The sequence below is a fragment of the Nocardia sp. NPDC127579 genome, assembly GCF_042672005.1.
Lineage (GTDB): Bacteria > Actinomycetota > Actinomycetes > Mycobacteriales > Mycobacteriaceae > Nocardia.
Window position 1 is genome coordinate 365,639 of record NZ_JBHXVZ010000004.1, and the last position, 12,579, is coordinate 378,217.

The 12,579-nt window shown below is 69.9% G+C and carries 13 protein-coding genes and 1 pseudogene; 9 read left to right on the forward strand and 5 right to left on the reverse strand.

Annotation, left to right across the window (positions count from 1 at the left end):
* Positions 1 to 77 precede the first annotated feature (77 nt).
* Positions 78 to 695: a TetR/AcrR family transcriptional regulator gene (locus tag ACFVMC_RS17045; RefSeq protein ID WP_379211214.1), complete on the reverse strand. Its 618-nt coding sequence runs from the start codon at positions 693 to 695 to the stop codon at positions 78 to 80.
* Between the two features lie 76 nt (positions 696 to 771).
* Between ACFVMC_RS17045 and ACFVMC_RS17050 the strand changes: the two genes are divergently transcribed.
* Together ACFVMC_RS17050 and ACFVMC_RS17055 are read left to right on the forward strand one after the other, a co-directional pair.
* Positions 772 to 2,157, forward strand: coding sequence for an MFS transporter (locus tag ACFVMC_RS17050; RefSeq protein ID WP_379211215.1), 1,386 nt, complete (start codon positions 772 to 774; stop codon positions 2,155 to 2,157).
* A gap of 135 nt (positions 2,158 to 2,292) precedes the next feature.
* The gene (locus ACFVMC_RS17055; protein ID WP_379211216.1) at positions 2,293 to 3,201 is read left to right on the forward strand and encodes an NAD-dependent epimerase/dehydratase family protein; all 909 of its coding nucleotides are present in this window, start codon (positions 2,293 to 2,295) and stop codon (positions 3,199 to 3,201) included.
* A gap of 1 nt (position 3,202) precedes the next feature.
* Here ACFVMC_RS17055 and ACFVMC_RS17060 read toward each other — a convergent pair whose 3' ends face one another.
* A complete protein-coding gene (locus ACFVMC_RS17060) occupies positions 3,203 to 3,805 on the reverse strand; it encodes a hypothetical protein (RefSeq protein ID WP_379211217.1) in 603 nt (200 codons plus the stop codon).
* A gap of 143 nt (positions 3,806 to 3,948) precedes the next feature.
* Complete coding sequence (gene sigJ / locus ACFVMC_RS17065; RefSeq protein WP_379211218.1) at positions 3,949 to 4,893, reverse strand: RNA polymerase sigma factor SigJ; 945 nt, start codon at positions 4,891 to 4,893, stop codon at positions 3,949 to 3,951.
* A gap of 335 nt (positions 4,894 to 5,228) precedes the next feature.
* On the opposite strand from sigJ, the gene ACFVMC_RS17070 reads away from it, so the two are divergent.
* Complete coding sequence (locus ACFVMC_RS17070) at positions 5,229 to 6,146, forward strand: cobalamin biosynthesis protein (RefSeq protein WP_379211220.1); 918 nt, start codon at positions 5,229 to 5,231, stop codon at positions 6,144 to 6,146.
* An 8-nt stretch (positions 6,147 to 6,154) separates the two neighbouring features.
* Here the strand turns inward: ACFVMC_RS17070 and ACFVMC_RS17075 are convergent, their stop codons facing one another.
* Both ACFVMC_RS17075 and ACFVMC_RS17080 read right to left on the reverse strand, forming a co-directional pair.
* Complete coding sequence (locus tag ACFVMC_RS17075) at positions 6,155 to 6,994, reverse strand: SURF1 family protein (protein ID WP_379211222.1); 840 nt, start codon at positions 6,992 to 6,994, stop codon at positions 6,155 to 6,157.
* The gene (locus ACFVMC_RS17080) at positions 6,994 to 7,482 is read right to left on the reverse strand and encodes a low molecular weight protein-tyrosine-phosphatase (RefSeq protein WP_379211224.1); all 489 of its coding nucleotides are present in this window, start codon (positions 7,480 to 7,482) and stop codon (positions 6,994 to 6,996) included. The genes ACFVMC_RS17075 and ACFVMC_RS17080 overlap by 1 nt, the downstream gene beginning before the upstream one ends.
* Before the next feature lie 153 nt (positions 7,483 to 7,635).
* On the opposite strand from ACFVMC_RS17080, the gene ACFVMC_RS17085 reads away from it, so the two are divergent.
* The 6 genes and pseudogenes from ACFVMC_RS17085 (at position 7,636) to ACFVMC_RS17110 (ending at position 12,579) form a co-directional block, all read left to right on the forward strand.
* A complete protein-coding gene (locus ACFVMC_RS17085) occupies positions 7,636 to 7,788 on the forward strand; it encodes a hypothetical protein (RefSeq protein ID WP_379211225.1) in 153 nt (50 codons plus the stop codon).
* Between the two features lie 17 nt (positions 7,789 to 7,805).
* Positions 7,806 to 8,831 (forward strand): Rv2231c family pyridoxal phosphate-dependent protein CobC, encoded by a 1,026-nt coding sequence (gene cobC, locus ACFVMC_RS17090; protein WP_379211227.1) that lies wholly within the window; start codon positions 7,806 to 7,808, stop codon positions 8,829 to 8,831.
* 115 nt (positions 8,832 to 8,946) lie between these two features.
* Positions 8,947 to 10,068, forward strand: a complete 1,122-nt coding sequence (locus ACFVMC_RS17095) for a Nif3-like dinuclear metal center hexameric protein (RefSeq protein WP_379211228.1) — start codon at positions 8,947 to 8,949, stop codon at positions 10,066 to 10,068.
* Positions 10,069 to 10,337: 269 nt separating this feature from the next.
* Positions 10,338 to 10,409: pseudogene (locus ACFVMC_RS17100) on the forward strand (IS607 family transposase); the annotation flags it as partial.
* Positions 10,410 to 10,422: 13 nt separating this feature from the next.
* Positions 10,423 to 11,880 (forward strand): IS607 family element RNA-guided endonuclease TnpB, encoded by a 1,458-nt coding sequence (gene tnpB, locus ACFVMC_RS17105; RefSeq protein ID WP_379211230.1) that lies wholly within the window; start codon positions 10,423 to 10,425, stop codon positions 11,878 to 11,880.
* 54 nt (positions 11,881 to 11,934) lie between these two features.
* Positions 11,935 to 12,579 (forward strand): hypothetical protein, encoded by a 645-nt coding sequence (locus ACFVMC_RS17110; RefSeq protein ID WP_379211231.1) that lies wholly within the window; start codon positions 11,935 to 11,937, stop codon positions 12,577 to 12,579.

Below are 12,579 nucleotides of genomic sequence, written 5' to 3' on the forward strand. Positions count from 1 at the left end.
CGGTGAGCGCACTCGGCGCCTCCGGTGTCGATGGTCGCAGGATGGCCGAGTGGGTGCCCTGGGCTGCGTCGGGTCCGTCAGGGCAGGAGTTGGCGGATCAGGGCGTCGGCGGCCCACGCGGTCCAGTCGGCGGTGGTCCAGCCGCGTTCGTGGACCAGCAGGTGGTAGGTCTCGGGGGCGAGGACGGCGAGGCTGATATCGGCGGCGCGCTCGGCCGGTAGTCCATTGCGGAGTGCGGTCTTCTCGGTCAGGGCCGTGGCCAGGCGGAGTTGCACCGCGCGGCGCTGGGTCAGGTTGGTCTGCCAGAGCTCGGCGAGTTCCGGGTCGGTGGCCGCGGCCGACCGGATCACCTCCAGCAACGGGCTGACCCGGCCGAAAATCGTTGCGGCGGCGTCGACCTGGAGCCGGATCTGGTCGGCGGGTGCGGCCGCGAGCGCCGCGTCGAACCAGGGGCGGTCCATGGTGGCGACCGGTTCGGTGTCGCCGGCGATCTCGGTGTCGAGCAGCTCGGACAGGATGGCGCGCTTGGTCGCGAAGGTGAAGTAGAGGGTCTGCACGGCCATGCCCGCAGCCTCGGCGATGGCCTTCATCGTGGTCGCCGTGTAACCGCGCTCGGCGAACAGGGTTCGAGCCGCCGCCAGCATCTTGGCTCGATTGGCTGTCGTCTTCGCCGCGCGTGCGCCTTGTCCGGTCATACCGCTCACAGTACTTGACTAGAGCTGTGCTCTAGTGGAACTCTCGCTAGAGTAACGCTCTAGTGAAAGAGGAACCATGGACGCAAGCAGCGAATTCGGGGCGCGGGATCGGCTGATCCTGCTCCTGATCACCGTGATCGAACTGGTGGTCTTCCTGGACACGACCGTCCTGAACGTGGCGCTCCCGAGCATCGGAGCCCACCTCGGCCTCGGCGAATCGGGCCTGGGCTGGGTGACCAACGCCTACCTGCTGGCCTTCGGCGGGTTCATGCTGCTCGCCGGGCGCGCCGCCGACGTACTCGGGCCGCGGCGGATGTTCACCGTCGGGCTGGTGGTGTTCACGGTCGCGTCCGCGCTGGCCGGATTCGCCGGGAGCGCCGCACTGCTCATCGCCGCGCGGGCGATCCAGGGCATCGGTGCGGCCGTACTGATTCCGGCGCAACTCGCCCTGCTCACCGCGGCGTTCACCACGCCGGGAGCCCGCAATCGCGCCTTCGGGGTGTGGAGTGCGATGGGCGCCGCCGGGGCGGCGCTGGGCACGGCGATCGGCGGGCCGCTCACCGATCTGTTCGGGTGGTCGTCGATCTTCCTGATCAATCTGCCGGTCGGGGTGCTGGCACTGGCGTTCGTCCGGTTGCTGCCGCCCGACGGCACCCGGACCGCCGGTGCGCTCGACGTGCCCGGCGCGATCACCGGCACGACGGCGCTGCTGGTCCTCGGATATGCCATCGGTGCGCTCGGCGAGGCGTCGATTCGGCCGGCGGCCGCGGCGCTGCTGGTCCTCGGCCTGGTCCTGCTCGGCGGCTTCGTGTTCTGGGAGGCGCGCAGCCCGCATCCGCTGATGCCGTTGCGGCTGTACCGGATTCGGCAGGTGAGCGGGTCGGCCGTGGTGAACGCGCTGGTCGGCGCGGCGCATGTGCCGACCTTCGCGCTGCTCGCGCTGTATCTGCAGAACACCCAGCACTACACCGCGACCGAATCCGGGCTGGCGGTGCTGCCGGTGGCGGTGGTGAACATCGTCATCTCCCGCACGCTGATTCCGATGCTGCTGGCGCGCTCGGGCGCGTGGCGGGTGCTGGCGGCGGGACTCACGCTGCAAGCGCTGGCCATGGGCTGGTTCGCGCGGCTGCCGGAACACGCGACCTACCTGATCGATGTGCTGCCCGGCGCGATCCTGCTCGGCATCGGACTGCCCGCGGCCTTCGTCGGGGTGACCGCACCGGCAGTCACCTCGGTGGAACAGGCCGACGCCGGCATCGCGGCGGGCATCGTGAACACGGCCCAGCGGGTCGGCTCCGGGCTCGGCGTCACCGCTCTGCTCTTGCTCGCCGACCTGGTCGGCGCGGACTACCGAACCGGCCTGAGCGTCGCTTTCGCGGTAGCCGCCGGACTGGCCGGGCTGGGTGCGGGACTGACGGTCGCACTGTTGCGGACCTCTCCGGCCCGGGTCGCGGTGGCCTGATGCGGATAATGGCCGGTTACCAGGATCGCGCCGAATCGGTCACCGTGGCCGAGTTGTCAGCGCTGCGTGTAGAACTCGCGGGGCAGGCTGGTGCGTGCGAGTACTGTCGAGCCTGAGCGGGGAAGGTGTGGCGTGATGCGGGTACTGGTATTGGGCGGATACGGTGCGGTCGGCCGGCCGCTGGTCGAGCGGTTGCGTGCCGCGGGGGACAGCGTGGTGGCGGCCGGGCGGGATCCGGTGCGGGCCGATCGCGTGGTCGATCTGCGGGATCTGGATTCCTATCGGGGCGCGCTGGAGCAGGTCGACGTCGTTGTCAATGCGTCGGGGGCCGAGGATCCGCGGCTGGCCGCGCTGGCCGGTGCGGCGGGCGCCGCGTTCATCGATGTCACGGCCAGCACGGAATACATTGCACGACTGTGTAATACGGAGCAGTCAGGACCGGTGGTCGTGGATGCCGGTCTGGCGCCGGGATTGACCAGTCTGCTGGCGGTCGCGGTGGCAGGCGCAGGTCCGATCGATCTGGCGGTGCTGCTCGGCGCGGGCGAACAGCACGGCGCGGCGGCCGTCGCCTGGACCTACGGGCTGCTGGGGCATCGGTTCCGCGCCGACGACGGGATGGTGCGCAATTACAGTGGCCCCGCGGTGTTCGAGCTACCCGGATACGGGCGGCGTCGAATGTATCGGGCCGATTTCTCCGACCAGCACACACTCACCCGCGAACTCGGGGTACCGGTGCGCACCTACTTCGCGGTCGACTCCCGCCTGGCCACCGCGGGCCTGGCCGCGCTGACCTGGGTGCCGGGAGCCGCGAGAATGCCCCGCGGACTGCACTTTCCGGGCTCGGACGGTTGGCTGGTGCTGGCACGCCCGCACACGGGCCCGGCGCGCTGGGCGCGCGGGCACAACCAGTCGCGGGCCACGGCGCTGGTGGCCGCCGCGGCGGTCCGGCGAGCCACCCGGCTCGAAGCAGGCGTGCACCCGCTGCATCGTGTGCTGGCGCTGGCGGACTTCGCCTCGGAGCCGGAGTTCGAGCTCGGGCCGTGAATCAGGCGTGGGTTTCGGCGAACACGTAGCGCGGACGCTGCAGCAGCGACAGCGCGTCGTCGGGGACCAGCTCGCGCGGCAGGACATAGCCGTTCACGCCGACCGCGTGCAGGTACACCACGTCGTCGGTGGCGATGACCTTCTTGATATCGCTGTGCTCGTGCGTGAGCGGCTGGGTGACCAGGTTCAGCCGCATCGCCTCGGGGGTGAAGCTTGCCGCCATATGGGCCCCGGAATAGCTGTAGGCCTTGATGTTCGGGCTCGGGCGCACCATGCGGACGACGGTCAGCACACCGAATGCCAGCAGTTCGACGGCCAGCACGGCACAGCAGGTCGCCACCAGGTCGGCGGGGTCGGCGTCGGAGGCGCCGTCGAGCAGCTGGATGGTGCCGTGGGTCAGCAGGAAGACCGGCAGCACCAGCAGGATGCCCCAGCGCAGCGGCAGACGCCAGGCCAGCAGTGCGGCGGCCCGGCTGAGCCGAACGGCGGTCGTGCTGTCGCAGACGAAGGCGGCCTCGATCGGCGCCCCGGTATCGGATTGCGACGCAGGTCGATACGGCCGCTCCGGTGCATCGGGTCGACGCACCGGCTGCTGCTGAGGCATGAAACCCCCATCGTTGGTAGATGATTCGCCGCGATGGTAGACAACGCACCGCTACCTGTCGAATCACCGCGATCGTCGGCCCGTCCCGCCGGGGCCTCGCCGATGGTAACCCGAATTCGATGGGGGGCAGGGGGTTTCGAGATCTAGTCGTTGTGCCAGAAGTGGGTCGGGCCGTCGTCGGCGGGCAGGTCGCGCAGCTTGTCGGGGTTGCGGACCACGTCGATGGCCACGATCTGGCCCGCGTCCACGGTGAACGAGAAGACCCCGACATGGGTGCCGTCGAAGACGAGCAGCCCGAGACTGCCGTTGACCAGCACCGGGCGGCTCCAGGCGCCCTGCGCCGACGGCGAGCTGTACCAGCCGAGCAGCAGTTTCGCGACCAGTTCCGCACCGTGCACCGGTTTGCGGATGGCGGGCACCTTGCCGCCGCCGTCGGCGGTGAGGCTGACCTTCGAATCCAGCACGCCGAGCAGGGTGCTCAGGTCGCCCGAACGCCAGGCCAGCGCGAACGCCGACACCACCTTCTCCTGTTCGTCGGGGGAGGCGGGGAAACGCGGGGTGCCGTTCTCCACGTGCTTGCGCGCGCGTGAGGCCAGCTGGCGCACCGCCGCGGGGGTGCGTCCCACGACCTCGGCGACCTCCGGGCCGCTCATACCGAAGACGTCCTGGAGCACGAACGCGGTGCGCTCGGCGGGGGACAGCGATTCCAGCACCACCAGCAGCGCGGTGGTGACCCGTTCGTCCTGCGAGACACGGTCGGCGGGGTCGTCCCAGGTGGTGACCTCCGGTTCGGGGAGCCATTCGCCCACGTACTGCTCGCGGCGCGCGCGAGCCGAGCCGAGCTGGTCCAGGGCGAGGCGGCCGGTGACGGTGGTCAGCCAGGCGCGCAGGTTGTCGATCTCGGCGGTCTTGCCCGCCTCGTGCTGTCGATGCAGCCGCAGCCACGCATCCTGGACCACGTCATCGGCGTCGGCCAGGCTGCCGAGCGTGCTGTAGGCCAGTCGCCGCAGGTAGGGGCGATGCTCCTCGAACTGCCGCGCCAGCTGGGCGGTGTCGATCGGTCCGGGAGTCGATGCCTCGGTGCTCACTGGTTCCTCGCCGTTCGGTCGAATGGTCGGATGCGGTCATCGAGATGACGAAGCCTGGCCCCAGAGTGTGACATCCGCCGATCGAGCGGCCGCGATCACCTCGATCTCGACCAACCGGTCGGTCTTCAAGAGCTGCACCAGGTGTGTCAACGGATTGCATCAGTCGCCTGCATTCCCGGCAGGGGGGCGGTGAGCCACCGGCGCGACCGACGGCACAGCGCAATTCGCGACTGCACCTGTGCGAGTGCGTGTGCGGCGTGACCGGTGTCGCTGTGCGGTGGCGAAGGGAGGTGTGCGGTTGTGGGCCGCGGTGAGGTGCTCGTTACCCTCGGCGGGTGCGTACGGGAACTGAGGCCGCGGTCGGGCTGGTGGTCGGGTTCGGGCTGGATCGGGTGCTGGGTGATCCGCGGCGGTGGCATCCGGTGGCCGGGTTCGGCTCGGCGGCTAGCGCGTTGGAGTCGGTGACCTACGCGGATCGCAAGGGGCGCGGCGTGCTGCACGAGGTGGTCGCGGTCGGAGCCGTGGTCGGGTTGGGGTGCGCGCTGCGGCGCGGTGGAGTCGCGACCACCGCGCTGGCGACGTGGACCGTGCTGGGTGGGCGCAGTCTGGCCCGGACCGGGCACGCGCTGGCCGACCGGCTCGAATCCGGTGACCTCGAGGGCGCGCGCGAACTGCTGCCGAGCCTGTGCGGCCGCGACCCGTCGGTGCTGGACGCGGACGGGTTGGCCCGGGCCGCACTGGAGTCCATCGCCGAGAACACCTCCGACGCCTCCGTCGCCCCGCTGGTCTGGGGCGCGATCGCCGGTGTGCCCGGCCTGCTGGGCTACCGCGCCGTCAACACCCTCGACGCCATGATCGGCTACCGCAACGACCGCTATCGCAATTTCGGCTGGGCCGCCGCCCGCACCGACGACCTCGCCAATCTGCTCCCGGCCCGCCTCGCGGGCCTGCTCACCGCCGCCCTGGCCCCCACGGTCGGCGGCCGCCCCGCCACCGCGCTGCGCGCCTGGCGTCGCGACGCCGCGAAACACCCCAGCCCCAATGCGGGGGTGGCCGAATCCACCATGGCCGGCGCGCTCGGCGTCCAACTCGGCGGTCGCACCCAATACCGCTACGGCACCGAACTGCGCCCCACCCTCGGCTCCGGCCCGGCTCCGCGCGTCCCCGACCTCCGCCGCGCCATCAGGCTCTCCGAATCCATCCAGCTGGCAGCCACTCTCACCGCCGCGGCCTTCGCCCTGCTCCGCCGCTGAACGGCGGGTCAGCGACCGTAGCGATCGGCGATGCGGGCTTCGGGGGCTGTCGGGGAGTCCGGGGTGGATTCCGGTGTGACGGCCGATGACGCACGTTCCTTGCGGCGTTCACGCAGTTCGGCGTAGACGAAGTAGCCCAGGCCCAGCGGAGCCATGATGCCGAATGCGAGCCACTGCAGGCCGTAGGAGAGGTAGGGGCCCGCGTCGAGCTGGGGCAGGGGAGTGGGGGTGAAGGCTCCCGGCTGGCCGGTGGAGAGTTGCAGGTAGCCGCCGCGTTCACCGGTCGGGATCGAGGTGATGGGCTGGCCGAGGACCATGGATTCCTGGGTGGTGTCGATCGAATACACCTGGCGGAAACCACTTTCGGTGAGCGGATCCTTGCCGGGCGTCACGCCCTCGGACATGCGCACCCGCCCCTCCAGCCGCTGCGGGCCGGTCGGCGCGGCGGGAATCGGCGGCGGCGTGGACGAGCCGTCGAGACCGGCGATCATGCCCCGATCGACCAGCAGGATGTAGCCGTCGGTGAGTTTGAACGTGGCGAGCACGGCATAGGCGGGCGCACCGTCGAGATGCCGCAGCCGCACCAGCACGGTCGAATCGTGGACGAAACTGCCTTCGGCGGTGACCCGCCGCCATTCGGTGTGTTCGCCTTCCTGCTTCAGCAAGGTGGTGACATCGACCGGGTCGGCCCGCACGGAATCGGCGATCAGCTGGTTGCGATGCTCGGTGGCGGTGTTCTTCCCGAGCTGCCACGGCGCGAGCACGGTGAAACACAGGTAGGCGAAGGCCACCACGATCACGGCCAGGATGGCCCAGCTGGGCCGCAGCAGGAAGGTGAGTTTGCGCATCAGCGGGCGCCGCCGGGCAGTTCGTCGCGCACCCAGTCGAGCAGGCCCGCGACGGCCGCTTCGATCTGATCGCGAACCAGCTCGAAATCGGCGATGTCGCCGTAGTACGGGTCGGGCACGTCGGGGCCGTCGGCATCGGGATCGAAACCGCGCAGCAGGGCGCGGCGCTCGGACGGGACACCGAGCTGGGCGAGTGCCCGCTCGTGCGTGCTGTCCAGCGCGACCAGCAGATCGGCCGACAGATGATCGGGGCCGAGTACGGCGGCCGCGTGCCCGACGGGATAGCCGTGCCGGCGCAGCGTGGCAGTGGTGCGCGGGTCGGCCTCGTCGCCGACGTGCCAGGACCCGGTGCCCGCGCTGCTCACCCGCACGCGGTCGTCGAGCCCGGCCTGGCGCAGATGATGCGCGAACATCTTCTCGGCCATCGGCGAACGACAGATGTTGCCGGTACAGACGAACGAAATATGCAGCTCACCCACGACAGCCATTCTGGCCGCAGGCGGTTCGGGACCGCCACATCGGGTGCCCGATCTGTTGTCGCCGCCACGCCACGCCGCGGCGATCGTTGCAATAGTGACGACGGTTACTCAGGCTAGGCACCCATGTCCCCCGTCTGCCCAGCCTGCCTCTGGCCCTCCCCGATGACGGTGTCCACGCACCGTTCGGTTCGCTACCTGCGCTGCGTGTGCGGTGAATGGCTGGTCGCGCATGGGAACAGAGTGACGGTGCTGCCCGGCCGCGGCCCCGCACCCACCGCCGAGCACCTGGATTTGATTCCACTGCCCGAGGAGTGACCCAGTACCGTGTGCTGGTGCCCGAGGACACTGTCGATCACGCGAAGCTCCGTCACCACGGTGACGTGGACGCGGTCCCGGGCCTGCTCGATTTCGCGGTGAACGTGCAGGGCAGCGCCCCGCCGCCGTGGCTGCGGGAGCGGTTGGCGGCGCGGCTGGACACGCTGGGCCGCTATCCGGTTGCCGCCGAGGAAGCCGCGGCCCGGGCCGCGGTGGCGGCCCGGCACGGCCGGGATCCGAGCGAGGTGCTGCTGCTGGCGGGTGCCGCGGAGGGTTTCGCGATGCTGCCGAAGCTGGCACCCCGGCTGGCGGCGGTGGTGCATCCGTCGTTCACCGAACCGGAGCTGGCGCTGCGCGACGCGCGGGTCCCGGTGCACCGGGTGCTGCTGGAGCCGCCGTATCGGCTGGAGTCGGCGGTCGTGCCGCAGGACGCGGATCTCGTCGTCCTGGGCAATCCCACCAATCCGACCTCGGTACTGCATCCGGCTGCCGCGCTGCACGCGCTGCGCCGCCCGGGCCGGATCCTGGTGGTGGACGAGGCTTTCGCGGACGCGATCGCGGGTGAGCCGGAATCGCTGGCCCAGCTGCGTGATTCCGACGTGCTGGTGCTGCGCAGCCTGACCAAGACCTGGGCGCTGGCCGGATTGCGCTGCGGTTATTTCCTGGGCGCGCCGGAGCTGCTGGACCGGCTGGCGCACGGCCGCGCGCACTGGCCACTGGGCTCGCTGCAATTGGAAGCGATCGCCGCCACCGCCGCCCCGGATGCGGTTGCGGAGGCCGGGCGACGCGCGGAAGTCATTGCTGCCGAGCGTGTTTCGATGATCGAGCGGCTGACTGCGGCCGGTCTGGAAGTCCACACCCCGGCCCACGGCCCGTTCCTGCTGGTCCGCGCCACCGACGGTGAACTACTCAGAAAGCACCTCGCGAGCGCGGGAATCGCGGTCCGCCGCGCCGACACCTTCCCCGGCCTGGGCCCGGATCACCTCCGGGTGGCAGTGCGGTCCGCCGCCGATGTGGATCGCCTGATCGCGGCAATCCCGTGAGTGCGGGGCGCCCGGTTCCGCCGGGCCGTGGTGCCCTTGTGGACCTGGCATTGCGGCGCGGTGACTTCGTGAGCGTGATGTGGTGGGGTACAACCGAACCGAGGAGAGGTAGACGGTGACGACGCTCGCGGAGCTCATCGAGGTGCTGGAGGCGGCGTATCCGCCGAAGCTGGCGGAGTCGTGGGATTCGGTCGGGTTGGTGTGCGGTGATCCCGCCGACGAGGTGACCCGGGTGCTGTTCGCCGTCGACGCCACCGCGGGCGTGGTCGAGGAGGCGATCGACTGGCGGGCCCAGGCGCTGGTGGTGCATCATCCGCTGCTGCTGCGCGGAGTCGATTCGGTGGCGGCGAGTACGCCGAAAGGCGCACTGGTGCACCGCCTCATCCGCTCGGGGTGCGCGCTGTTCTCCGCGCACACCAACGCCGACTCCGCCGATCCCGGCGTCTCGGACGCGCTCGCGGCCGCGCTCGGTTTGACCGTGACCCGCCCGCTCGATCCGAAACCGACAGCGGCCGTGGACAGCTGGGTCATCCAGATTCCGCGCACGGACACCGATCAGGTGCTGGCCGCGCTGTTCGCCGCCGGTGCCGGAGGTCAGGGCGCCTATCACGAATGCGCGTCGCGGACGGCCAGTCTCGGCCAGTTCCGGCCGCTGCCGGGGGCGAATCCGGCGATCGGCTCGATCGGCGAACTCGAGCGGGTGGACGAGGATCGGGTCGAGGTGATCGCCCCGCCCGCCGCCCGCGCCGCCGTGCTGGCCGCGCTGCACGCCGCGCACCCCTACGAAGAACCCGCGTATCACCTCACCGAGCGCGCGGCGCTGCCCTCCGGCCTGGGCATCGGCCGGGTCGGCACGTTGCCGGAGCCGGAAACGTTGCGCGAGTTCACCGCTCGCGTGGCCGCCGCGCTGCCGCAGACGGTGTGGGGTGTGCGCGCGGCCGGCGACCCGGACCGGATGATCCAGACGGTGGCCGTCTGCGGCGGCGCGGGCGACTCCTACCTGGGCAAGGTGTCGGCGCTGGGCGTGGACGCCTACGTCACCTCCGACCTGCGCCATCATCCCGCCGACGAACATCTGCGCGCAGGCGGACCCGCCCTGATCGACGCCGCGCACTGGGCGACCGAATTCCCGTGGTGCGGGCAGGCTTCCGAGATCGTCCGGAAGGCACTGCCGGGCTTGGAAACCCGGGTCAGCACCTTGCGCACCGACCCGTGGACGGTCGGTTCGGCCGACTGAACCGAGTTGCCCCGATCGGCGAATCACGCGCCCGATCGGGGTTATTGAGCTGCGTGGCAGTTTCTGAGTAAACGTGGTCGTATATGTGTTCTACTGAGGGCATGGCCGAGTGGGCGCGGGGGAACAGTGTGCATCCGCAGTCTGCGTATCGGTGGTTCCGGGAGGGCCCGCTGACTGCTCGCCGGTTGGATTCGTGCACGATCTGGGTGGACGCTGCTGCGGACGACATCGGCCGGACGGCGGTCTATACGCGGGTGCCTTCCCACCGTATGTGTGCCCGGCTCTATGGTCGGTGGGGAGCGAGGAACAGGGCGATGCGCGCGATCACCGCAGCCAAGTAGGAAGTCGCCGCCAATGCGCCGGTATGAGACTCCCGAAGGCTGGACTGCGCAGGCATATCGCTTTGCGCTCGACCCCACCCCCGCCCAGGAACGCGCGTTCCGATCACATGCGGGCGGCGCACGGAAAGCCCACAACACGATGCTCGCGTTGGTGAAGGCGGTGCTGGATCAGCGTACGGCTGAACGCACTTACGGTGTCGCGGAATCCGAGCTGACACCGACGCTGAACTGGAGCTTGGCCGGGCTGCGCAAGGAATGGAACCGCCGCAAGACCGTGGCTGCGCCGTGGTGGGGCGAGAACTCGAAAGAGGCGTACAACACCGGCCTCGACGCGCTCGCGCGCGGCCTCGATTCGTGGAGCATGTCCCGGAAGGGCATGCGGGCCGGTCGGCCGGTCGGGTTTCCGCGTTTCAAGTCGGCGCGGGCGCGGCGGTCGGTCCGGTTCACCACCGGCGTGATCCGCGTCGAACCGGACCGTCACCATGTGAGGTTGCCGCGCGTCGGGCGGATCAAGACGCACGAATCGACCCGGAAACTGCGTCGTCGCGTTGAAGCCGGTACGGCGCGGGTGCTTTCGGCTACCCTCGCCCAGGACTCGGCAGGCCGCTGGCATGTGGCATTCCAGACGATCGTTCGTCGCGGCACCGAAGCGCGGTGCCGCGCCGAGGACGCTGCGCCGGTGGTGGGTGTTGATGTCGGTGTGAAGGCTGATTCGCTGCTGGTGGTCGCAACCCCGGACGGCCGTGAACTCGGACGCGTGCCGGCCCCGAAACCCCTGACCGCCACCCAAGCGCGATTACGCGCGTTACAGCGGTGCGCGGCGCGTCAGACCGGCCCCTACGACCACACCACCAAAACTCGCCGTCAGCCGTCGCGGCGGTGGGCCAAAACCCAGCGCCGGATCGGGCGTACCCATGCCCGCGCCGCGGCGGTGCGGCGCGACGTGCTGCATAAGGCCACCACCGATCTCGCGATGCGGCACCAGGTCATCGCGGTGGAGACGTTGAACGTCGCCGGGATGCGGCGGGCGGGCGGTGCTCGTAAGCGGGGCCTGAACCGGGCGTTGGCTGATGCGGCACTAGCCGAGATTCGGCGGATGCTCGGCTACAAGACCCGCTGGTACGGCTCCACCCTGGTGGAAGCCGACCAGTATTTTCCATCATCGAAGATGTGCTCGGGCTGCGGTAGGCGAAAGCCAAACCTGACGCTGGCCGACCGTGGGTATTCATGCGACGACTGCGGATTGGTGATCGATCGTGATCTCAACGCCGCGATCAACCTTGCCCGCCTCGGCGGGACCGGTACCGGGAGTGGCCCGGCCGCCAGCGTTTCGGCTGGAGATGGACGTGGAGCTGGGCGGGAGGCCGCGACCGCGGAAGTGGTCAACGCAGCAGGCTGTGAAGCGTCAACCCGGCATAACCCTACGGTTGGTCAGGCCGGGACCGCCGCACCGAAAGGCGCGGTGGCCTGATGGAACCGAGCAATGCTCACATTCGCTCACCAAAGGCAACGGTATAACGGCGCTATGAACAACTTCTCGGTGGATTTCGGGATCGTGCAGATCGCGATGATCCTGCTCATCCTCGTGGGTCTGGCTCTGCTGGTGTCGGCGGTGGTGCGAATGCGCCGCGTCGGCGGCCTGCGGGTGCTGCTCGGGCGCGGGTCGGCGGGCCTGGTCCTGCTGCTGGTCGCGGTCGTGCTGCTGTGGTTCGCCACCCTCATGCAGACCTACCTCGGTTTGACCGGGGAGATCAAGGCCGCGCACGTGGTGGTGAAAGAGGTGGCGGGGCAAGATCATCGGCTCGATGTCGACCTCACCATCTTCGGCCAGGACGGCGAACCCGATCGGCGCGAGACCTACCGGATCGAGGGCGACCAGTGGGTCATGCAGGCCAATATCGTCGAACTGCATCCGTGGGTCAACGCGCTCGGCTTCCACTCCGGATACAAGCTCAGCCGCCTGTTCGGCCAGCGCACCGACGGCGAACCCACCACCGAGCGCCATATCTTCCTCAACGGTAGCGACCAGGACTTCTTCCAGGACATGCGCGAAGGCGACTGGTGGACCAAGCCTTTCGTGCGCTCCGCCTACGGCAACGCCACCATCGCCACCCCCGGCGAATGGGATATCTACATCTCCCACGACGCCATCAAGCCGCGCAAACCCTGA